The 20954-nt window shown below is 55.4% G+C and carries 19 protein-coding genes and 1 riboswitch; of the genes, 7 read left to right on the top strand and 12 right to left on the bottom strand.

Translation table 11 applies throughout. The features are described from left to right. Nucleotides 1-5 precede the first annotated feature (5 nt). The 4 genes from AWR27_RS18400 to AWR27_RS18415 all read right to left on the bottom strand — a co-directional run bounded on the left by AWR27_RS18400 (nt 6) and on the right by AWR27_RS18415 (nt 5682). The gene (locus AWR27_RS18400) at nt 6-1949 is read right to left on the bottom strand and encodes a TonB-dependent receptor plug domain-containing protein (protein WP_232325869.1); all 1944 of its coding nucleotides are present in this window, start codon (nt 1947-1949) and stop codon (nt 6-8) included. Nucleotides 1950-2010: 61 nt separating this feature from the next. After that, nucleotides 2011-2213: riboswitch (cobalamin riboswitch) on the bottom strand. A gap of 41 nt (nt 2214-2254) precedes the next feature. Beyond that, nucleotides 2255-2830: a Uma2 family endonuclease gene (locus AWR27_RS18405; protein WP_077132546.1), complete on the bottom strand. Its 576-nt coding sequence runs from the start codon at nt 2828-2830 to the stop codon at nt 2255-2257. 42 nt (nt 2831-2872) lie between these two features. After that, nucleotides 2873-4240: a M16 family metallopeptidase gene (locus tag AWR27_RS18410; RefSeq protein WP_077132547.1), complete on the bottom strand. Its 1368-nt coding sequence runs from the start codon at nt 4238-4240 to the stop codon at nt 2873-2875. A 98-nt stretch (nt 4241-4338) separates the two neighbouring features. Next, nucleotides 4339-5682 carry a M16 family metallopeptidase gene (locus tag AWR27_RS18415; protein ID WP_077132548.1) on the bottom strand — a complete coding sequence of 448 codons (1344 nt, stop codon included), beginning with the start codon at nt 5680-5682 and terminating at the stop codon, nt 4339-4341. A gap of 47 nt (nt 5683-5729) precedes the next feature. On the opposite strand from AWR27_RS18415, the gene AWR27_RS18420 reads away from it, so the two are divergent. Then, the gene (locus AWR27_RS18420) at nt 5730-6500 is read left to right on the top strand and encodes an SDR family oxidoreductase (RefSeq protein WP_077132549.1); all 771 of its coding nucleotides are present in this window, start codon (nt 5730-5732) and stop codon (nt 6498-6500) included. A 72-nt stretch (nt 6501-6572) separates the two neighbouring features. Here the strand turns inward: AWR27_RS18420 and AWR27_RS18425 are convergent, their stop codons facing one another. Genes AWR27_RS18425 through AWR27_RS18435 form a run of 3 tightly spaced genes read right to left on the bottom strand, consistent with a single transcriptional unit; the run spans nt 6573 to nt 10554 of the window. Next, nucleotides 6573-7496: a sugar phosphate isomerase/epimerase family protein gene (locus AWR27_RS18425; protein ID WP_077132550.1), complete on the bottom strand. Its 924-nt coding sequence runs from the start codon at nt 7494-7496 to the stop codon at nt 6573-6575. Between the two features lie 54 nt (nt 7497-7550). After that, nucleotides 7551-9263 carry a hypothetical protein gene (locus tag AWR27_RS18430; RefSeq protein ID WP_077132551.1) on the bottom strand — a complete coding sequence of 571 codons (1713 nt, stop codon included), beginning with the start codon at nt 9261-9263 and terminating at the stop codon, nt 7551-7553. A gap of 52 nt (nt 9264-9315) precedes the next feature. Then, a complete protein-coding gene (locus AWR27_RS18435; RefSeq protein WP_077132552.1) occupies nt 9316-10554 on the bottom strand; it encodes a hypothetical protein in 1239 nt (412 codons plus the stop codon). 162 nt (nt 10555-10716) lie between these two features. On the opposite strand from AWR27_RS18435, the gene AWR27_RS18440 reads away from it, so the two are divergent. Next, on the top strand, nt 10717-11301 hold the full coding sequence (locus AWR27_RS18440) for a hypothetical protein (RefSeq protein ID WP_077132553.1): 585 nt from the start codon (nt 10717-10719) through the stop codon (nt 11299-11301). Nucleotides 11302-11306: 5 nt separating this feature from the next. On the opposite strand, the gene AWR27_RS18445 is transcribed toward AWR27_RS18440, so the two are convergent. Then, nucleotides 11307-12059 (bottom strand): LytR/AlgR family response regulator transcription factor, encoded by a 753-nt coding sequence (locus tag AWR27_RS18445; RefSeq protein ID WP_077132554.1) that lies wholly within the window; start codon nt 12057-12059, stop codon nt 11307-11309. A gap of 12 nt (nt 12060-12071) precedes the next feature. Then, the gene (locus tag AWR27_RS18450) at nt 12072-13232 is read right to left on the bottom strand and encodes a sensor histidine kinase (protein ID WP_077132555.1); all 1161 of its coding nucleotides are present in this window, start codon (nt 13230-13232) and stop codon (nt 12072-12074) included. A gap of 258 nt (nt 13233-13490) precedes the next feature. Between AWR27_RS18450 and AWR27_RS18455 the strand changes: the two genes are divergently transcribed. Beyond that, complete coding sequence (locus tag AWR27_RS18455; RefSeq protein ID WP_157579266.1) at nt 13491-13829, top strand: hypothetical protein; 339 nt, start codon at nt 13491-13493, stop codon at nt 13827-13829. 6 nt (nt 13830-13835) lie between these two features. Here AWR27_RS18455 and AWR27_RS18460 read toward each other — a convergent pair whose 3' ends face one another. Continuing rightward, nucleotides 13836-15188: an Nramp family divalent metal transporter gene (locus AWR27_RS18460; RefSeq protein WP_077132557.1), complete on the bottom strand. Its 1353-nt coding sequence runs from the start codon at nt 15186-15188 to the stop codon at nt 13836-13838. Beyond that, complete coding sequence (locus AWR27_RS18465; RefSeq protein WP_077132558.1) at nt 15185-16297, bottom strand: PAS domain-containing sensor histidine kinase; 1113 nt, start codon at nt 16295-16297, stop codon at nt 15185-15187. Before AWR27_RS18465 ends, AWR27_RS18460 begins: the two co-directional genes overlap by 4 nt. 74 nt (nt 16298-16371) lie before the next feature. On the opposite strand from AWR27_RS18465, the gene nfi reads away from it, so the two are divergent. From nfi to AWR27_RS18480, 3 genes are read left to right on the top strand one after another with little or no spacing between them, the layout of a single operon-like run. Continuing rightward, complete coding sequence (gene nfi, locus AWR27_RS18470) at nt 16372-17082, top strand: deoxyribonuclease V (protein WP_077132559.1); 711 nt, start codon at nt 16372-16374, stop codon at nt 17080-17082. After that, a complete protein-coding gene (locus AWR27_RS18475) occupies nt 17079-17513 on the top strand; it encodes a hypothetical protein (RefSeq protein WP_077132560.1) in 435 nt (144 codons plus the stop codon). The genes nfi and AWR27_RS18475 overlap by 4 nt, the downstream gene beginning before the upstream one ends. Next, a complete protein-coding gene (locus AWR27_RS18480; protein ID WP_077132561.1) occupies nt 17510-18583 on the top strand; it encodes a saccharopine dehydrogenase family protein in 1074 nt (357 codons plus the stop codon). Before AWR27_RS18475 ends, AWR27_RS18480 begins: the two co-directional genes overlap by 4 nt. A 25-nt stretch (nt 18584-18608) precedes the next feature. Here the strand turns inward: AWR27_RS18480 and AWR27_RS18485 are convergent, their stop codons facing one another. Next, on the bottom strand, nt 18609-20453 hold the full coding sequence (locus AWR27_RS18485) for a glycoside hydrolase family 2 protein (RefSeq protein WP_077132562.1): 1845 nt from the start codon (nt 20451-20453) through the stop codon (nt 18609-18611). 108 nt (nt 20454-20561) lie between these two features. Here AWR27_RS18485 and AWR27_RS18490 point away from each other — a divergent pair, with 108 nt between their 5' ends. After that, on the top strand, nt 20562-20903 hold the full coding sequence (locus tag AWR27_RS18490; RefSeq protein ID WP_077132563.1) for a winged helix-turn-helix domain-containing protein: 342 nt from the start codon (nt 20562-20564) through the stop codon (nt 20901-20903). The last annotated feature ends 51 nt before the right edge of the window (nt 20904-20954 follow it).

Below are 20954 nucleotides of genomic sequence, written 5' to 3' on the forward strand. Positions count from 1 at the left end.
AAATCTCATAACTCCATAATAACATTCACAGCCAGATTTCGCCCCGGCATGGCGTTTCGTTTCACGCTAAACGTCAGCGCGTCGAACAGATTATTTACCTGTCCCTGTATCCGCACCGCCACAGGGCCAAGCGTCTGGCGGCTTTCGAGCAGCACATTGGTCAGCACGACGGCGTTGAAAAACCGACTTTCATCGAACGTCGTGTACTGCCGCGACATAGCCTGCGTCTGTATCGTCAGGCGGGTTTTGCCGTACCCGGCCCAGGTGTTGAACGTAGCCATATGCACCGGCACGTAGGGCAGTTGTTTGCCAACTACATCCTGCGCGTAGGTGCTGTAGGCCCGCTCCTGCGACGAGCGCGAGAGGGCGTAACCCGCCCGTGTGCCCATCTGCCAGCCGTTGCGGGCGTAGATGAGCGTAGCCGTTAGTTCCCCCCCGCGTGCCACCACCAATTGCAAATTTTCGACCCGGTAGCCAAAATCGGGGTTCCAGTACGACCAGTTGTCAACGCGGTTGCGGTATACAGTAGCATCGGCAGTCAGTCTGAGGTATTCCGACAGTGGTACAGTTGCCACCAGCCCGGCCTCGGCATTCAGGCCATTTTCGGGCCGCAGGTTAGGGTTGCCCAACCGTTGCCAGTAGCGTTCGTTCAGCGTTGGTACGCGGTAGCTGCGCCCAACCGAGCCTTTGGCAGTCAGCGTCAGACCTTCCCGGCGCAGCAGCGTGTACTCGGCTCCCAACGAAGGCGTCAGGGGCGGGTTGAAGCCCGTCACGAACGCCTGCCGAATGTTGGCCGATACGAGCCAGCGGGCCGTTTGCAGCCGCAGCAGTGCATACAAGTCCTGTCGGTTTTCGGTAATCAACTGCCCGCCGTAGCCATCGGTATAGGTCCGAAAGTGCGACCATTCGCCACCAAGCCGCAGGTTTAGCTGCATCGCCGACCGACCCGGCCACAAGGCAAATTCCCGTTCGGCGCGGCCAATAAAACGGTCGGTACGGGTGCGGTCGTTCTGATTGAAGTTACCCACAGCATAATCGAAGCGGTCGCGCAGCCAGCCGAGCCGGAGCGTGAGCCGGTCGGTTTCGTAACTCGTTAGCAACCGGGTGGCCTGTGTGCGGGTGCGGGTACGCGATACCGTATCCTGGGGCGACACCACGAGGTCGTTGTCCGTCAGCCACGCATTCACCGACAGTACGTTGCCACTTTTGTGACGGAAAAACAAATCCTGCACCAGCCCGCGCTGCGCCGTCTGCGACTGTTCGACAAAGTAGTTGCGCCGTTCGCGGTAGGGATAATCGTTGTTGAGCTGACTCCGGTACGCGAACGACTTCCCCGACACCTGCCAGTTCCGGCCCAGCGCACTGCCGTAACGTAGCCCAAGCTGCGTCTGACTGTTTCGGAAGCTTGCCACCTGCTGCCCCAGCGTCACACGCAGGCCGCTCATATCGACCGGCCCACTGCCGAGCAGCACGCTGCCACCCACCGCATCGGACCCGACTACGCTGGCCGACGAGCCATACTGCACCGCCAGCCGGTCGAATCCGGCCACGGGCAATGTCGAAAAATCAGACTGGCCGAGGTTGGGCTGATTGATGTTGATGCCGTTCCAGAGTACCGCCGTATGGTTGGCCGACGTGCCGCGAAAGGCCACCGTTGCCAACTGACCGGGGCCGTAGTTTTTAAACGCTAACGGGGTGTTAAACGTCAGCAGGTCGGTGAGCGAGCCAAACCGAAACTGAAGCAGCGTGGTGGAGTCAATAAGTTGCCGTTTTTGCCCCGCCAGAAATCGTTCGGGCGTGATGGCCCGGACCGTCACCACCGACAGCGACTGCACACCTGATTCGCCGGACGAATCAGGCAATGATGCGTTCGGTTGTGCGCCGACGCCGGATATGGCCCCAACACCAACGAACAGCGTAACCCACCAGTATGGGGTTCGTTTTATCACGATCAAACCGTAAAAAAAGTGCTACATAGCACGCGGTTGGGGTGTTTCCTCCGAACACCGAAACAACGGATCGTCGTCGGCAGGTCTCCTGGCTTATCTTTCCGGTTCGGGCCTTCCCGCACCGAAGCGCAGTGACCATGCAGAAGAACCGGATGTTACTAAGACGTACAGTTGCGGGGACAGCTCCGGCCTTTACCGGATTCCCTTTTAAGCCGTGAAAGCTACCATGAAGCAGCATCAGGCACCGAAAACTCTGGGACAAAGGTAAGGATTATATAATCACAAAGACGTGGAGATTTTGTTGGCTACAACAAATCACTCAGCCTTAACGTAAAACCGGGCAAGACATCTTCGCCAGTTAGTGTGTCCACAAATAGCATGGTTGTCGTTTCCTGTCCGGGGCGGTAAACAAGCGTTTGCTTACCAAATGGATCAATGAGCCAGCCCAGCCGAACACCGTTTTTTATATACTGGCTCATCTTCTTTTTCAAATGCACCAGATCATCAGATTCAGACGCCAGCTCGATAACGAAATCGGGGCAGACGTGGGCGAATTTTTTCAGGTCATCAGGCGATACCGTAGCCAACCGTTCGTGGCTAACCCAGGCCACATCGGGCGCACGCATCGACGTGTCGGGCAACGTGTAGCCGCCGTTCGAGTCGGAGACTCGGCCTAACTTTGTTTGCCGGTTCCATAAACCGACCTCCATACCAATATCGAAATTGCGAAAACTACCTTCTATTCCGGTGGGCATATTGATGTATATCTGCCCGTCTGCATCGCGTTCGATGCGGAGTTTGGGATTCATCTGGCAGAACGCAAACAGTTCATCGTCTGACAGGCGACTATCCTGAACGGGCAGATTAATAGGCATGATCATAGCAATCTGACGGTTTATTTTTCCGATGTAACGCAAAATACCCTAAAAACCTTCGGCTTTGATTTCCCGCTCCGTAACGGTGCCGTATTTTTTTACCTTGTCGCGAATGGCGTCGGCTTTGCCAATCAGCACGAATTGCAGGTTGTTCTTCGGAAAATACTGGTCGATAATCTGGCGCGTTTTTGCCACTGTCAACCCGTCGACGTTCTTCTGGAAATTGTTGATGAACGACTCATCGAAACCTAAGCTGAACATATCGGTCAGCAGGCCGGCCAGTTCCGATGCCGATTCGTAGCGGGGCGGGAAGTCGGCTTTGACGTAGTTTTTGGCCGAGGTCAGTGTTTTTTCGTCGATACCAGTTTTGTGCAGGCTGTCGAGTACGACCAGCGCGAGGTCGATAGCTTCGGTCGTCGTGCTAACCTTCGTAAACGTCGAAATGGCGAACGTGCCGCTGTTTCGGTATGTACCGAAGCGGCTTCCCGCGCCGTAGGTCAGGCCCGAATTCACGCGCAGGGCGTCGTTGAGCCACGACGTAAATCGCCCGCCCAGAATAGTATTGACCACCGTAACCGGAATAAAGTCGGGGTTATTTTGGGTAATACCTTTTCCCCCAATCAGGAACGTGGTTTCGCGGGCATCGTCTTTGTTGACCAGCAGCACCCGGCTTTTGTCGAACGATACGGTTGGCTCGGTCAATTTCGGGGCCGATGCTGCCGCCGTTTTCCAGCCGCCAAACAGAGCGGTCAACCGTTTTTTCATGTCGGCAGTATTGAAATCGCCCACAACGGCAATGGCCGCCCGGTCGGCGGTGTAGTAGGTCTGGTAAAATTGCCGCGCATCGCTGGCTGTAATGGCCGACACCGCCGAGGGCGTTCCGGCAATGGGGTTGGCATAGGGGTGCGCGTTGAAGACCAGCCGGTTGAAATAATTGTTCACCACGGCGCGGGGGCTTTCTTTCTGCTGTGTGAGCGTAAGCAGTTGCCGCTGTTTGTATTTGTCGAACTCGGCAGCGTCGAACGTAGGCTTCGTCAGCACGTCCTGAATCATGTCGAACAGCAAATCCTGGTCTTTTACGGCAAACGAAGCCGATACTTTAGCCACTTCTTTACCTGCGTAAGTGCTCAGGTCGGCACCAACGTACTCGGCTTTCTCCTCAAGCTGGGCTTTTGTGTATTTCGCGCTACCGAACAGCAGCGCATCGGCGGTCATATTGGCTAAACCGTAGCGGTTGCCATCCTGCACGGCTCCGGCATCAAACACCGCCGACACGTTAATGAGCGGCACTTCGCGCTGCTCCATCAGGTAGATGGTCAGCCCGTTTTTGAGTTTGAACTTCTGGTACGGCGGCACCTTGAACGTCTGCGCCGTAGCGGCTCCGGCAAGGAGCAGAAAGAGAATGATGTGTTTCATAGAAAGGGGTTAAACGCAGAGAGACAGAGATTTACGCAGAGTACACAGAGACCCTCAGCGACCTCTGCGTAAATCTCTGTCTCTCTGCGTTTAAATTTTCAGTTAGAGCCAGCCGATTTTTTTGGTTCGGGAAGCAGGTAGCCTACCGTGCGGTTGCGTTCGGTGAGGTAGGTACGGGCCACGCGCTGCACGTCTTCTTTGGTCACTTTTTCGTAGAGCGACGGAGCTTCGTAGAGTTTTCTGTAGTCGCCAAAAAACAGTTCGTAAGTACCTAAGCTGTTGGCTTTGCCGTTGATGGTTTCCATTGTCCGGTAAAACTCCATCAGCTTCTGGTTTTTCAGCTTTTGCAGTTCAACGTCGGTAATCCCTTCATTGACGAGCTTATCGATCTGATATAGCACCGATTTCTCCAACTGCGGGGCCGATACGTTGCTGGCGGCAATGGCGTAAATCGAGAACAGGTTCGGATCGAACGACTCGCCAAAGCTGCTGAACGCCCGCGACGCAATCGTAGAATCGAGTACGAGGGCTTTGGTCAGCCGAGACGAGTTGCCGGTGGTTAGAATGCCGCTCAGCAGATCGAGCGCGTAGTAGTCGGGGTGGCGGGTTTCGGGGGTGTGCCAGGCCAGCAGAATATTAGGCGTCGCTATGTCTTTATAGGTTGTTACACGCCGTTCGCCATTTTGGGGTGGCTCAACGGTACGCAGACTATCGGGCAGTTTCTGGGCCGGAATGGGTTCGATATACTGCTCGGCTAATTTGCGTACCTGTGCTGCCGTAACATCACCAACCACCACAGCCACAGCATTGTTGGGCGAGTAATACGTTTTGAAATACCGCTCCAGGTCAGCCTGCGACCATTTTTTAATGTCGGACTCAAACCCAATTACCGGAAACATATACGGATGTTCCGAAAATGCCGTAGCCTGAACTAATTCGCTGATGACCCGGTAGTTGGAGTTCTCTAAACCCGTACTGCGCTCCGACAGCACCACGCCCCGTTCACTTTCTACCATCTTCGGGTCGATGGCGAGGTCGCGAATACGGTCGGCTTCGAGGTCGAAGATGGTTTCGAGTGCCCCGCTCTGAAACCAGTCGGTATAGACCGTCGTATTTTGGGTAGTATAAGCGTTGTTGGAGCCGCCGTTGGCCTCCATAACCCGGTCGAACTGCTTGGGGCCGTATTTTTTGGCTCCATTGAACATCATGTGCTCGAAAAAGTGCGACAAGCCCGTAACACCATGTACCTCGTTGCGTGAACCAACCCGCCAGAAGGTGTAAAAGTTAGCGTTTGGGATGGAGTGGTCTTCAAGGACCATGAACTTCATGCCGTTTTTGAGCGTAAAGGTCTGGACGTCTTCGGGTTTCGGCTTGTTTTGGGCAACTGCCAGAAAACTCGCTGAGAGCAGCAGAGCCACCAGCAGCCCGGTTCGTTTGTTCATTTGTGTTGATCGATTGGGAGAATGCCTAAAATTAGGCAACTTCCCGTATGAATCAATCTCTCTGGACCCTCAACGGGCAACGCGCCCTCGTTACGGGCGGCACAAAAGGCATTGGCGAAGCTGTTGTCCGACAGTTTCTCGACCTCGGCGCATCGGTTTTCCTCGTAGCCCGCGACAACAACCGGCTACAAGCCCAACTCGCCGACTATCGGCAACAGGGCCACTCGGTCGATGGCATGGCCGCCGACCTCAGCCAGCCCAATGCCGTAGCGGAGGTCGTATCCGCCCTAAGCGACCACTGGGGTGCGCTCGACATCCTGGTGAACAACGTTGGCAGCAACATCCGCAAACCAACCGTTGCATACACACCCGACGAGTACGACTACGTACTGAACACAAACCTCCGTTCGGCCTACGCGCTCACGCAGGCGGCTTACCCGCTGTTGCGGGCGTCGGGCGATGCAAAGGTGGTGATGGTATCGTCGGTATCGGGCCTGACCCACACCAGCAGCGGGTCGCTGTATGGCATGACCAAAGCGGCTATGCTGCAACTGACGCGCAATCTTGCCGTTGAGTGGGCTGGCGATAACATCCGGGTCAATGCCGTGGCTCCGTGGTACATACGAACCCCATTGGCCGCCCCCGTGCTGAATAATCCCGAAAAATTGGCTGGCATTCTGGCCCGCACGCCCATGAACCGCATCGGCGAACCGCACGAAGTGGCATCGGTAGTGTCGTTTCTGGCGATGCCTGCCTCGGGCTACGTAACCGGGCAAACCATTTCGGCTGATGGCGGACTGCTGGCGTGGGGATTTTAACAGTTGACAGTTAACAGCCATCAACCAACAGTGTTTCCGGTACATTCACTGTTGGTTGATGGCTGTTAACTGTCAACTGTTAGCGGCCATTGCCTGCATTTTCTGGAACGCCGTTTTTGCCACCACGTCGGCGGGTTGGGCGTAGTAGGTCTTGTTAAAAACTTCGAGCGAAAGGACGATGGGCTTTGTCGGGTCTTTAATAATATTGAGCGTCTCGCGGATGGGCGCAACACCATCGCCCGGAAACACGCGGTCGGCGTCGGTAATGGCGGTGCGGGGCAGGTTGGCAGGATAATCGTTCACGTGAAAGATTTCAATGCCGGGCTTACCCGCCAATGGCAAACTGGCCGGGCTGGAGCCGCCTTTGTAGAGGTGGTAAATGTCGAGCAACACCCGCGCCGAAGGGTGGCCGCTTTCAATCGCTACAAACATCACCTCGCTCAGTTTATTCAGGTTTTTCGAGAAACCCCACAGTTCTAACTGCGGCACCACGCCGGTTTGGTCGCCGAGTTCGAGGATGGCGCGGTAACGTTCTGCCGCTTTGTAGAGGTCGATGACCGGAGCGTCGGGTGTTTGGGCACCGATAGAGGGGGCGGCTGTACGCTTGCAGCCAATTTGCGCCAGCAGGTCCATTTCTCGTTTGAGCTGATCGAGACCTTTGGCGCGGGCGGCAGCGTCGTCTACAATCCACGGAGCAAAGCCAATGGTATTTTCTACCGTTATGCCCAGATCGCCGAGCCGTTTGCGAAGGTCGGCGGCTGTACCGGTTTTGAGGTAATTCTGGTACGTATCCATCCAAATCTCGACCGACCGAAATCCGGCTTTGGCGGCTGTTTCCAGTTCGCTCACTAATCCGAGTTTATGCCCTCGAATGGTACTCATGTTCAGGCAAAGCGTAAACGGCTGGGCGGCTGTTGGCATGCCCTGGGTAATGTCGGGCAGAAGGGTTGTACCGGCCACGGTGGTAAGAGCAGTAAGAGACTGGCGACGGTTCATGCAGATTCGTTCGTAGGCTTGCGGAGGACGTAGCCGTCCAACCTACTTCTAAAGCTACAGCAGCGGCTCTTTTACTACTGTGTCGAACACGCCCGTCAGCACACGGCCTTTGCGTTTTACCTGAATGAACAGGCGGTATTGCCCGGCGCGGGGAAATGCATACGGAAACTCGACCATGTTGTTGGTTTTCATGGCATGACGCATACCCGGCATACCTGCCATCAGCAACGGGCTACGTTCGGCATCGGGCAGGGCATTCAGGCGGGCTACGTAGCGGTCGATGCTGTCACGGAAACGGTTGGCGTCTGGATACCGAAAAGTGCGGGCAGTGTCGGCAATACGCCCAACCAGCGACCCTTCGGCAGCCATCGAATACGTGCCAACGGGGTGCAGGTGAATGTACACCGTGCCATCCTGACGCAGCACAACCGCGTGGCCGCTCATGCCCAGATACGGCTCCAGCGACGTGGCCCGGCCCTGCTCATCAGCTACGGCAAATTTCAGCGTGTAAAGCTGACCGGCATCGAGCGTAGGAGCGGGTTTGTCCATCCAGATCATCGACGAGCCATCGGCCAGTGTTGCGCTGGCACCGGGCTTACCGCAAACGGCCATGTCCTGATCCAGACGCAGGGGAGTCTTTGTATCGGCGGCTACACCGATAGCTTTCGTGATAAGCCAGCTATCATCGCGGTCGGTTAGCGCAACGGGCGGGGCCGCTGTGGCAGGAGCGGGTATGGCAATGGTATCCGTCAGGGTTTCGGCAAAGCCGGAGCGATAGACTATATCACTGTATAACAAGTACTTACCAGCGGGCAGAGCGGGCAAATTGGTGGTAAACGTCAGCGAATCCTGCCGGGCCGGGTGCAGGTGGGCGAAGGCATCCAGCCCCGGCAAACGAACCAGAAACGTATGCATGAGTTTGCCATGATCGGGAATTATGAAACTGAGCAGCCGACGGGTCGACAGGCGGCTCCGTCGGCGAACTGTGCCGCTCCCATCGAACGTACTTGTATCCGCCCGGATTACGAGTTTCGTAGTGCCGTCATTTGCCAGTGCCAGCGACGTTTGAATAGGCATCGGCCTATACAGTTGCTCGGTTTGGTAAATCTCGGCTTCGCTGGTCCACCAGGTCCGCCAGCCGGTCAGGACCAGGGCCATCACGACCGCCCCCGACACGATGCCCACCACCCGCCGACGCCGGAGTTTGCTTACGTCGACCGCACCGGGCAAACTGACGCCATCGGCATTACTGGCCCCAATAATGGTAATCATCATAGCTACCAGCAGCAGGCCCATCAGAGCCAGTGCCACACCCGTACCGGCGGGCATGTCGCGAACCGCCGTAGCCACTGACATAACCGGCACCACCACCGTTTGCTGACCATCGGGGCCGTTCAGTTGCAGTTCAACGCTCGATGAACCCGAATCCATCAGCCACAAATCGCCTTCGTAGCGGTTGTCGACAGGTGTTAGCTGGTCGTACATGGGTGCGCCTTTGTCGCCAGACCGGAAGTAGATCGGGCGGGCACCAATGCTGGTCAGGCGTCCCTGTTCAACAAAAACTGTCACCTTCGCCGTGCCAGGCACTACGTCGGGCGGCTGTATGCTTACCAGCAGCCGATATGCGCCAACCTGTTTCTGAACAATCACGCCCGAACTCCCTACGTGTGCATACGTATTGACTGAATGAGTGATTGACTGAATGAGTATAAAAACGAAACTTAAACGTCCTATCCAGTTGCTGAATCTACCCTTACAACTAATCATTGCTTCATCCACCTTTTAGCTCGATCATTCAATCATTCAGTCATTCAATAGCTTACCGCACTACCCGTTTCATCCAGTTGCCCCAGAGCAGCCCAACGCGGGCCGAGAGTATAGCGTACAGACATGCTTTTCCGAAGCCAATGGCAAAATCGGCGGTCGATTGCAGGTTCCAGGGCGCAAAGGCATAGCGATACTCCCAGTCGGGGGGGCTGTTGTAGGTCCAGGAGTACGACAGAAATACGCCGTTTTGAGCGTAGGGCGATGTCAGCAGAAATTCGCCAAACGGCCATTGCACGGCCAGTAGCAATCCCATAAATACCAAGCCGTAGACTCCGGCCAGCAACCAGTCGTTGGGTTTTTTGCGCGTTTTCGTCTGCTCAAACCGACGCATGAGCCAGTCAACGCCTAATGCAGGCACAACCAGCAGAAGCGGAAAATGAAATGGCTGATACTGCGTAATCGGGTTCATGACCGGGCCGAGCCGGGGCACAGCCTCGAAGTTCTGAATCACCCAACTGGGCAGCACCAGAAAGAGCATGAACAGCGCGGCAATGATGGTAACGGGCCAGCGCAGCAGCGACGCCCTGCCTACCGCAAACAGATAAAACGGCAGCACAATGGCCGCAGTGACGTAATAGACCGAATGGTGCGACTCGTGCATACCCATCGACTCCGATGCAATGGTAAACAGCATGGTCAGCAGCAGCCCTGCCGCAATGGCAAACAGCCACTTGAGCCGGGTCGACTGCGCCAGTTGGTCAGACCGGGATACGTCGATACCGCGAAACTGGTTTTGTAAAGACAACACGCCAATCATAGCACCAAACTGCACTGTCATGATGCCGATAGCCAGAATAGTGTGGGGGGGCGTCAGAATCTGCACGTCGAGACCGTAGGTATTGTGCCACCAGTCGTCGAACGGGGCCGAGGTGAGCATGGCGAGTGCGCCCCATACGCAGAACATAGCACCCAGCGGGCCATAAAAAACGCCCCAGAACGGCACGGCCACCGCCCGGCCCGGATGGTTTTTGCGGAGCGTCAAATTCAGGATCTGATAGGCCGAAAACAAACCGGCCACCACCGCTCCTACGTAGATAACCACGTGTGGGGGCGCAAACAGCCCATCGCGGCCAATGCTCATGTGCCACATGATATCCCAGAGTAGCCCAACGACAACACAGAGCGATGAAAACACAACCGCATAGATGTATGTTGGAATACCCAGCCGCCAGTCAACGGAGCGCGGTACTGCCGGTGTTGGAGCGGGTATCGATTGAATCGCTGATTGCATGGTTTAGAGAAGTTTACGGAATAGATGCAGAAAGATACGAAAAGGTTGCCGTACACAAAATGACGGTGTGACGTTCCGACGATCAGGTTCGTCTTAGTTTAGCCAATGGCTCACTACTTCGGGCTATTTCAACGTTATTTGTACGAACAACGACCCATACTCATGAAATACTACCTGATCGTTTCACTGGTATTATTGCTCAGTGGCTGCGTACCCGACTTTCTGGTATCAGACCCCGACTGGGTGGTCATTGAAGCGGGCAATCACGAGCCGCTACCCAAGCGCAACGCGGGCATCGTAATCGCCCCAACCGAAATTTCGGCAACCGTTACGTTCGACAGTTCGTGCATCTACAACCTCGGCGACAATCAGGGGCAGGATTGGAACAAGGTTATCGGGCTGGGTTTTGTTGGCTCAAAGAATCAGGACATTTCGACGGGCACCCCACCCCACCAGATCGACGGGGTGCGCGTGGGCTGGCGTTGGAACCCACAACGCGCCCGCATCGACCTCGGCGCATACATATACGTCGATGGCAAACGCATCGATTTTAAAGTAGCCGAAACGCTTATCAACACGCCTACCCGCCTGACCATCAAAATTGATTACGACCGCAAGCTGTATCAGGTGCTGGGTGGTCAGCCGGTAGCATTCACGCACAACAAGACCTTCGCCTACAAAACCGGGCTGTATTTTGGCGGCAACTGGCCCGCTCCGCACAAGATTCGGGTGAAGATTGTGGACTAATGATGCTAATCGCTCTTCAGTACGCGCCCTACATCCTTCTGATACAACCGTCCGATAGGTAATTCCAGCCCCTCGATGTCGATGTGCGTTGGCGTATATGCCCTGATTTTGTCTAACGCTACGATAAACGAGCGGTGGATGCGCACGAAATCGTCTTCGGGAAGCATGGCCTCTACAGAAGTGATACTTTGTTTGACAATCAGTGGTTTACCCGCCGTCGTGACAATCTTGACGTAATCCTTCAGGCTCTCGACGTAAACAATTTCGTGCGTGAAAACTTTCACCATTTTACGGTCGGCGCGGAAGTAGAGAAAAGCGTTGCTGGGGGTCAGACTGACCGTCTTATCGGTTGGCAGAGCGGGCAGCGGGCTACTTACCGACGCAATGGTTTCGGTTTTCATAACCTTCGATACCGCCCGCAGAAACCGCTCGAACGAGATGGGTTTCAGCAGATAATCGACTATATCCAATTCGTAACCATCCAGCGCGTAATCGCGGTAGGCAGTCGTGAAAATGACTTTGGGCGGTTGTCGCAGGCTCCGCAGAAAATCTGTACCGAGCAGCTTCGGCATCTTGATGTCCAGAAATATCAGATCGACCGGAACGCTGTCTGCCGATGTTTCCTGCAAGCGGCTGAACGCCTGAACGGCATTGGAACACTTCCCGACGACTTCCAGCCCGTCGATCATCTCGATGTACGACTCGATCACTTCCAGGGCGGGCGGTTCATCATCCACTAAAAGGCAGCGTAGGGTCATGGTGCATTGGCGTTAATGAACTTCTTCGACAGCAAAGACGGGCGAAGCGGTCGGTTTTGGGGCAGACGACAGGTCTAACGTGAGCATGACCATGAACGTTTCGGGTTCGGCTGTTAACCGCAGGTCGTGCCGGTCGGGATAAAGCAACCGAAGGCGTTTCTGTACGTTTCGCAGGCCAATACCGCCCACATAGGACTCGTCGTGTTCGGCGGTTTCGCGGCTGTTAATCAGCTTAAACTTGAGCGTTGTATCCTGCACCGACAGATCGAGGTGCATCCAGGACTGCTCCAACTGTTCGCTCGTGCCATGTTTGAACGCATTCTCCAGGAACGGCACGAGTAGCAGCGGGGCAATCAGTTTGTCGTGATAATTGCCCGTAATCTGCACCGACATATCGAGCCGGTCGCCGTAACGCAGTTGTTCCAGCCCGATGTAGTTGCGCATAAACTGAATCTCTTTTTCCAGCAGCACCTCGGTCGCGTTACAGTCGTAGAGCATATAGCTGAGCAATTCCGACAGTTTCAGCACTACCGTAGGCGAGTTATCGGCCTTGCGGAGGGTGAGTGCGTAGAGATTATTGAGCGTATTGAACAGAAAATGCGGATGCACCTGCGACTTGAGCAACTGTAGCTCGGCCTGTAGCTTCTCGCGCTCGATCTGCTGATACGCCTGCTGCTTCAGATACCAGACCTTCGCCAGCCGAATAGCAGCCGCAAAACCGCCAATGGTAGTACCTCCCCGCATACCGGCCATGATGGCACCAACAAACGTACTGCGCGACATAGGCGCACCGAAGAACGCCCGGATGGGATCAACTACGTAGATCGAGAGTATTGCCGACGTAACGGCTGTACATAGCAGAATGGCTACCAGACAGATGAAGCCCCATTCATACCGACCTTTGATTACGAACCGGGGCAAAAGCCAGTATAGAATGCTATACGTAAACAGCATGTGAGCAGGCATGAACAACACTGCATCGATTAAGGCCAGCGTAAACCCTTTGGCATACGCTATAGGCCAGCTAACTCCCTGACGAAGCAGAAAAGCAGCGGGCAGAAAGCTGTAGGTAATCATGAAATAGACCAACCATACCACCCAGAACAAACCGTGCCGGGCCAGCCAGTGCCGGGGCTTATCGGAAAAGACAAACTCGTTGGTTAACAGTTGCATACGTTGACGAATTGCTTACCCGAAGATAGCTAAACGCAATGGGTTCGTCTACGGGCAGGGGTGTTTATCGACAAACGACAGCCTACCGTCGCCGAACCGCAGATTGGGGCGTCGTTCGGCGTTCGGGTGCTACAACAGGGCGTGTAGCGGCCATTGGTCGGCACCGGGCGAAAATGTCGGCGGAGCGTTGGCGGTGTTACTATGTTTGGTGCAGTAAACGACTAAGCGCAACACACTAAACACAAAAATACAATGAACATGATTGCTAAACTCCGCCCGATTCTCATCGCCACCCTGTTTGTTCTTGCTACCGTCACCACATACGCCCAATCGAAACGTGCGCCTATCGTTGCCCGCGAGGGTTTTTGGGTGACCGAAACACCCGCCAAAGGCCAGTACACCATTGTCCGGTTCTACACCAACCAAAATCAGTTGGTCTATGAAGAAACCATAGAACGGCGACTAAACATTGCCCGGCAACAAACTAAGCGTCAGCTTAACACAGCTTTAGAGCAGGCCATGTTTGTCTGGAACGCCACGCACAAAGTCCCGACCGAGCGGCAATGGGTAGCCGCACAGTTCGCAGGTCGGCGGTAAGGTAATTTACGTAACCTGCCAGACGCCGTACACACTGACGCCCAGAATAGCCGCTACGCTTGCCCACAACCACAGATCGTAGAGTGCCGACGGCTTCAGATTGACCGGTAGTTGCCGGTAGCGGAAATGCAGAGCCGCATAGACCACCACCAATAATAAAACCGACGTGGCAATGCCGCCCAGCAGAATCATCAGAACGGGCAGTTTGATAAACAGAAACAGGATGCACCACAAGGCCGGAAACGCCCATGAGAGTGTAGCCATAACCCGGCTGCGCGACGCAACGTCGGCGAAATTGACCCAGCCTAATTGCCCGAACGCATCGGCAAAAATTCGCACCCAGCTTGCCGTAGCCGTAAACAGGGTAGAATACAGCACAAAAAAAGCACCGACTAAAAACATGATTTTTGCGCCCGGCCCCAGCGTGACGGTAAACAGCCGCGACAGCGTTTCGACCATCGCATAGCCTTCGGGTACTTGCCCCTGCTCGTGCAGCAGCGACGCCCCCAGCAGGTAGAACGCTGCCGTAACAACGGTGTACACGACCATCGAACAAAGTGCATCGAGCGTCATGACCCGAATCCAGCCCCGCGCCCGATTGCGCCACTCGGTCGAGTTTTCGTAGGGTCCGGTATACCCTGCGTAGCCTTTTTCGATACACCAGTACGTGTAGTACATGATTTCGTCGCCCCCAACGCCCGTGATGCCGAATGCGGCTAAGGCTACACCCACCGTAGCGGGCGGCAGCGAAAACGTTAGCCCCGACACCAGATTGGCCCCGCTAATGGCGTATTCGGTTTGTTGCAACAAGGTCAGCGACAGCAGAATCAGGGCGGTGAAACCCATAATCATCAGCAGCGAACCGCGCTCAACCCAGCCGTAGCGACCGCCGTAGATGAGCCACCCCGCCGAAGCTGCCGACAGCACGGCCCAGGTCCATACCGGCACCGCCGGAAAGCCCATATTCAGCACCAGAGCCACCCCGCCCACAATACCGCCGACCTGTAAAACTTTGAGCAGTTGCAGACTCAGCCACAGCCAGATTGTCCAGTGGCCGCGCCCCAGCCGCAGCCCCGGCAGCCGGTTGAGCGACTGCATGGTTGGGAGGCCGCTGTAAATAGCGTTTTTACCAAACTCCACCTGTAAGGCCACTTTTACGAAGCAACTAACCAAAATAACCCAAAACGTGATGAAGCCGGCTTTAGCACCTAATGCCGTGGTGGCAATCAGCTCACCGGAGCCAACAATAGCCGCCGACAAAATGAAGCCGGGGCCGAGGTGCCGCAGTTGGCCGCGTATGGTGGTGGGTGCCGCCCGGATGCGGTCGGGGGTAAGCGTGTAGCGGTCCAATGAACTCATTTCGCTAAGGGTATCGAAAACCCAACGACACTTCCCTCGTTTTCTACTGATTTCAGGTGAAAAGTCCCGCCATTGGCTTCGATCATTTCCTGCGAAAAAGCCAGACCCAGTCCCGTCCCTTTTTCGTCGGCGGTACCGGGCCGGGTGCTGCCAATTTCCCGGCGCAGAATACGGTGAACCAGGTCGGCAGGCATACCAATGCCCGTATCGGTCACGTCGACATAGGCAAAAGGCGGCTGCACGTAGTATCGAACATAAATTGACTTCCCTGCGGGCGTAAACTTGATGGCATTGTTGATGATGTTGCGGAGGGCAATGTTAATCATGTCATAATCTACCCATACCAGCACCGGCTGCCGTTCCTCTAACGAAAGCTGTATTTTTTTCTGCTGCCACTGCCCCTGCAATAAACTCAGACTCGACTCAATGATGTGCAGAAAGTCGATACGCATGGGCCGGGGTTCGCGGTGCATCAACTGGGCCGATGCCCATACCAGCAGGTTATCGAGAATCAGATACACCTGAGTTAACTGATGATTTATTACGGGCAGATAATCAAAGAATTTCGTCACCTGACTCGGGTCGGTTTCAACCTGGGCCAGTACCTGTTGCAGGCGGGCCAATGGTGCCCGAAAATCGTGCGAGATAATGGAAAAGAGTTTGTCTTTGGCCGAATTGAGCTGTTCGAGATGCTCTCGCTGACGCGTCAAATCGTCAATGTCGACAAAAGTGGTCAGCGCAATCGTGTCGATCCAGACGCCACTTTCAATTTCGAACCAGCGTTTTTTACCGTCTTTGCAGCGGACACAGGCGCGTATGGGTTCAATAAACTCAGAGCCAATCGCATACATTCGATGAGTACGCCTGTTCCACTCCCGAATCATGGTTTCCTGCTCTTCCGGTTCCGCATACGCCTGTTTATACCACTCGCGCATGGTCGGTATTTCGTCAAGGGTATAGCCGATAATTTCTCCAAATTTCTTGTTTAGATGAAGATGAATAGCCAGATCGCCATCGTAGTGCGATAAAATAATTGGCACAGGCAGAAAATCGAATAGCCGTTTCAGAAAAGGCAGGCTATCGGTCAGATGAATCGGAAAACTGGTCATACGTACAAGTCTTGGTGGCACAATTTATAAAACAAGCAAGAGAAGCCGTTGGTTGTCTCTGCAAATAACCCGCGATGGCCTCCTACGAACTGCTGCATCCCTGGACCGACATAAGCCCTGCCGACGCCGTTGCGCTTCAGCAGCAGCTACGGTCGCAGGTTCGAATCCTGCCACCCACCGGGCCACTGCGCACCATTGCAGGCTGCGATATTTCGTTCAACAAGTTTGAAGAAACCGTGTACGCAGGCATTGTAGTGCTGGATTTGGAAACGCTCGAAACCATCGACGAAGCAGGCGTTGTCAGCACGGCTACGTTTCCCTATGTGCCGGGGCTGCTATCGTTTCGGGAGATACCGTCGCTGCTCGAAGCCTGGGCCAAACTAACGACCGAACCCGACGTAGTGATGTTCGATGGGCAAGGCATAGCCCACCCGCGCCGAATCGGAATTGCGTCGCACGGGGGGCTGTTTCTGAACCGGCCTACGTTCGGCTGCGCCAAATCGGTGCTGGTGGGTAAGTACAACGAACCCGCTCCCGAGCGCGGTAGCTGGTCGCCCATGACGCATTACCGCGATGTGGTTGGGGCAGCTTTGCGGACCAAAAACCGGGTCAATCCAGTATACGTGTCGCCGGGCCATCTGATTGATTTGGAAACAGCCATTGCGCTCACGCTACGCTGCGATGGTAAATACAGACTTCCCGAACCTACGCGCCGGGCGCATAATTTGGTAAATACGTTACGGCGCAATGGTAGCCCGTATCAACAGACAACTCAACCATCATGAAAAACGCGTTGCTTTCTGGCCTGATTGGGGCCGTTGCGCTGAATCTGCTACACGAAACTGTTCGGCAAGTAGTGCCCGAAGCTCCCCGCGCCGACGTACTGGGTAAACGTGCGCTGAAAATACTGGGCGAGAAAACGAACACGCCCGTTCCGTCTGGCAACAAGTTGCACTACACCACCTTGGCTGCCGACGTGGCATCGAACGCCTTGTACTACAGCGCAATTGGCATGGGCAATCCGGCCAATGCGTTATGGCGGGGTACGGGCCTGGGCCTGTTGGCGGGCATCGGAGCCGTTACACTGCCCGGCCCGATGGGCTTAGGCGATGCTCCGACCACCCGCACCCCAGCCACAACGGCTATGACTATTGGGTGGTATCTGACGGGTGGTCTGGTAGCCGCAGCCGCCTATCGCTTTTTGAAGAGCCGATGACAACGAACCAATTTTTGCTATATGGAGCCAACGGGTATACAGCCCGGCTCATTCTTGAAAAAGCGGCCCTGTTTGGGCTAACACCCGTTCTGGCGGGCCGTAGCGAAGCCAAACTCCGCCCATTGGCTGAGCAACACGGCCTTACGTACCGAGTGGCCGACCTCAACGACCACACCGCCCTCGACCGGGCATTGGCCGACCTGCCGGTAGTGTTGCATTGTGCCGGGCCGTTTTCGCAGACGGCTGCCCCCATGCAGGAAGCCTGCCTGCGTACCCGAACGCATTATTTGGACATTACGGGCGAGGTGGCCGTTTTTGAGCACGGTCAAACCCTCGACCGGGCGGCTAAAGAGCAAAATATTCTACTCATGTCGGGCGTGGGTTTCGACGTGGTGCCTACTGATTGCATTGCCCGTTACCTGCATGAGCAATTACCCGATGCCACACACCTGCAACTGGCTTTTCTGAACGACGGCGGGGGAATTTCACACGGCACCGCCCAAACGGCACTCGAAAACGCGGGGGCTGGCAGTCTGATCCGGCAAAACGGACGGTTGGTATCCGTACCGACCGCTCATAAAACGCTCACCATCGATTTTGGCGTGGGTGAACCACGCAGTTGTATGAGCATTCCGTGGGGCGACCTGTCAACCGCCTATCACACCACCGGAATTCCAAACATTGACACCTTTATCGGCTCGTCGGCGGGGCAGATTCGGCTGGCAAAAGCGGGCAACCTGCTGGGCGGGTTACTCAAAAACAGGATGGTGCAGAATTTCCTCCGTCAGCAACTCACCAAGCGCATCAGCGGCCCCAACGAAGTTACGCGTCAGCACGCCCGAACGCACGTGTGGGGCCGAGTCACCAACGCAGGCGGGCAAACTATAGAAGCACGGCTCCACGGACCCGAAGGGTATACGCTCACTGCCGAAGCCGCTCTGCTCATCACAAAAAAAGTAATGGCCGGACAGTGGCAGGCTGGTTATCAAACGCCCGCCGGGCTATACGGTGCTGATTTAATACTGGAAATTCCAAACGTGACACGGATGCACCCCACCCCCTCTCCTTAAAACAAAGGGAAGGGGGGTAAAGTAGTTAACTTCCCGACCTCAGCAGGCCAGCAGGCACCAGTAGCTCGCCCGTGTGGAAGTCGATCAGGCCATTGCGCTCATCTTCGATATTGGTGGCCTGCGTATATACGTCACCGGCGATGGGTCGTTCCCGCAACTCCCTCTTGAACAGCCGGATGCGGTCGGTACGGTCGTCGGCATCGGTAGGGCCACCGTAATTGGCAAACCCGAATCCACCCCATTCACTCACGAGCAACGGCACCTGTCGCCGGTAAAAAAAAGGATCACCCACAACAAGCGGAAATGCGGCTACACCCTCCAGTTCGCCTTGTGTCAGGCGGTCGAGCAGGTTGCGCCAGTGGCCGGGGTCGGGCGTGTAAAGGTGAGCCGTAAGCAAATCTGACTTAAGCCGCCCCTCGTGCGAAACATGGTGCCATCCGTCATTATCGACTACTAAAAACTGCGGATGGTGAATTTGCATGTGGTGGTAAAGATTGGCGATATACTGCCGCGTTACAGCGTTGGTGGCAATATCCTGCGCGCCCCAGTCCTCGTTATACAGGCTCCAGATAATAATAGACGGATGCGTTTCCATCAGGGCCAGCATTCGCAGCAGTTCGGCCCGGTGGTTTTCGCGGCTGCGGGCCGTTGACGAATGCGGGCTTGGCACCTCCACCCACAACAGCAACCCCATCTCATCGGCCAGTTTGTACAGGCGCGGGTCGACCCCGGCAATGTGCACCCGCACAAGGTTACAGCCTAATTCTTTCATCGCCACAAAATGCCGCTGCATTTCCTCGAATGTAGCCGTACCGGGCTGATACAGAATGCCATCCAGATACACCGACCTGCCGTTCAGGTACACGCCAGAACCCCGCGCTTCGATCTTGCGTAGCCCTACGTGCGCTTCAATCTGATTGGTGTAGCCGCCACCATCGATAAGTTTGCCGACTAACCGATACAGCTTCGGCGATTCGGGCGACCACAGCTCAACGCCGGGCACGTGGATGACCAGCCGCTGCATTTTTTGCCCTGCATCGAGCCGAATCGGGAAGTCGGACGTAGCAAGGGGCAGCGCGTTGGCGGGTGCATCGGAGTCGAAAACATCGAGCCGAATGGTATACTGGCCGGGGTCGTGAATGCGCGTCGTCAGGTTTACCCGCATCAGCTCGTCTTCGGTTACGCTAACCACGCCCACCCGCGAGCGCAGGCGGTTGCGCCCCACGGTTTCGATCCAGACGCTCCGCACGGCTCCGGTATAGGTCTGATACCAGATGCCCCCCCGTTTGTATACGTGCGACTCCTGTTTGCCGCGCGGAATTTCGGCGTCCATCGAATCGGCGATACGTACCGTCAGGCGATTGACGGGCCGTAACAGGTTCGGTTCCAGTTCAAACGAGAACGACGTGTACTCGCCGTAATGCACTTTTTCGCCCTCAATTGTTTCGAGTGGTTGCCCGTTGAGCCAGACGCGGGTTTCGTAGCCGCAGGCACCAAACGTAAGTTGATACAGGCTATGGCTACTGGTACCGTTCAGTTCGTCGGGCAGGGTGAAAGTGCGCTCATACCACGCAACAACGCTGTCTTGCCAGGCAGGAAGCGGAGTATCTTTCGCTTCGGCCATGTGTTCTTCAATAGATCCGGGCCACAGTGCCGTTCGGGTATAGTCGTGGCCGAGGTGCCAGTTTTCGAGCGTTCCCCGGTTGTCGGGGTCAAGAGCAAATTGCCATTCGCCATCGAGCAAATGAAACGCATCGGGCCGACGAACGGCACGGGGCAGATCGTCGGCAGAAGGCAGGGCTGGCGGTAATGACGAAGACGTTTCTTCGCGGCATTCGGTCAGGGCGTAGTTCAGTGTCGTTGAGTCCATACGACAGTAAACGATACAAGCCACGAACGAGTTTTGAAAACTTGCCGCTTAAACGATGTTGATTAGATAGCTACTAACTTCGCCCAATCAATCACAGTAGTTCCGATTATGAATAAACTACGCGTAAACGGTCGAATCTGGCTTGAAACGGTTTCCGATACCGGTTCGGAGCGGTTTATGGGCATTGGACGCTTAGAATTGCTGCAACACATTCAGCGCACCGGTTCCATTAATCAGGCCGCCAAAGCCATGCGTATGTCGTATAAACGAGCCTGGGAACTGGTGCAGTCAATGAACGCACAGACCGACACCCCAATGGTGATTACCCAAACCGGGGGCGACCGGGGCGGTGGTGCCACCGTAACGCCCGAGGGCGAAAAGTATCTTGCTCTTTTTCAGGCATTACAGGGCAAGTTTCAGCAATTCCTGGAACAGGAAAGCCTTTTTTAATAAACCCATTTTTTATATAACATTACCGAGAAAAGACCGTCCAATAAATAT

The sequence above is a fragment of the Spirosoma montaniterrae genome (assembly GCF_001988955.1).
GTDB classification, from domain to species: domain Bacteria; phylum Bacteroidota; class Bacteroidia; order Cytophagales; family Spirosomataceae; genus Spirosoma; species Spirosoma montaniterrae.

Coding starts and splice junctions, on each gene's coding strand:
- AWR27_RS18485 (WP_077132562.1), bottom strand. CDS start 20,453: ATGGACTCAACGACACTGAACTACGCCCTGACCGAATGCCGCGAAGAA.
- AWR27_RS18480 (WP_077132561.1), top strand. CDS start 17,510: ATGACAACGAACCAATTTTTGCTATATGGAGCCAACGGGTATACAGCC.
- nfi (WP_077132559.1), top strand. CDS start 16,372: ATGGCCTCCTACGAACTGCTGCATCCCTGGACCGACATAAGCCCTGCC.
- AWR27_RS18475 (WP_077132560.1), top strand. CDS start 17,079: ATGAAAAACGCGTTGCTTTCTGGCCTGATTGGGGCCGTTGCGCTGAAT.
- AWR27_RS18450 (WP_077132555.1), bottom strand. CDS start 13,232: ATGCAACTGTTAACCAACGAGTTTGTCTTTTCCGATAAGCCCCGGCAC.
- AWR27_RS18440 (WP_077132553.1), top strand. CDS start 10,717: ATGAAATACTACCTGATCGTTTCACTGGTATTATTGCTCAGTGGCTGC.
- AWR27_RS18415 (WP_077132548.1), bottom strand. CDS start 5,682: ATGAACAAACGAACCGGGCTGCTGGTGGCTCTGCTGCTCTCAGCGAGT.
- AWR27_RS18425 (WP_077132550.1), bottom strand. CDS start 7,496: ATGAACCGTCGCCAGTCTCTTACTGCTCTTACCACCGTGGCCGGTACA.
- AWR27_RS18465 (WP_077132558.1), bottom strand. CDS start 16,297: ATGACCAGTTTTCCGATTCATCTGACCGATAGCCTGCCTTTTCTGAAA.
- AWR27_RS18445 (WP_077132554.1), bottom strand. CDS start 12,059: ATGACCCTACGCTGCCTTTTAGTGGATGATGAACCGCCCGCCCTGGAA.
- AWR27_RS18410 (WP_077132547.1), bottom strand. CDS start 4,240: ATGAAACACATCATTCTCTTTCTGCTCCTTGCCGGAGCCGCTACGGCG.
- AWR27_RS18430 (WP_077132551.1), bottom strand. CDS start 9,263: ATGATTAGTTGTAAGGGTAGATTCAGCAACTGGATAGGACGTTTAAGT.
- AWR27_RS18460 (WP_077132557.1), bottom strand. CDS start 15,188: ATGAGTTCATTGGACCGCTACACGCTTACCCCCGACCGCATCCGGGCG.
- AWR27_RS18455 (WP_157579266.1), top strand. CDS start 13,491: ATGATTGCTAAACTCCGCCCGATTCTCATCGCCACCCTGTTTGTTCTT.
- AWR27_RS18420 (WP_077132549.1), top strand. CDS start 5,730: ATGAATCAATCTCTCTGGACCCTCAACGGGCAACGCGCCCTCGTTACG.
- AWR27_RS18405 (WP_077132546.1), bottom strand. CDS start 2,830: ATGATCATGCCTATTAATCTGCCCGTTCAGGATAGTCGCCTGTCAGAC.
- AWR27_RS18490 (WP_077132563.1), top strand. CDS start 20,562: ATGAATAAACTACGCGTAAACGGTCGAATCTGGCTTGAAACGGTTTCC.
- AWR27_RS18435 (WP_077132552.1), bottom strand. CDS start 10,554: ATGCAATCAGCGATTCAATCGATACCCGCTCCAACACCGGCAGTACCG.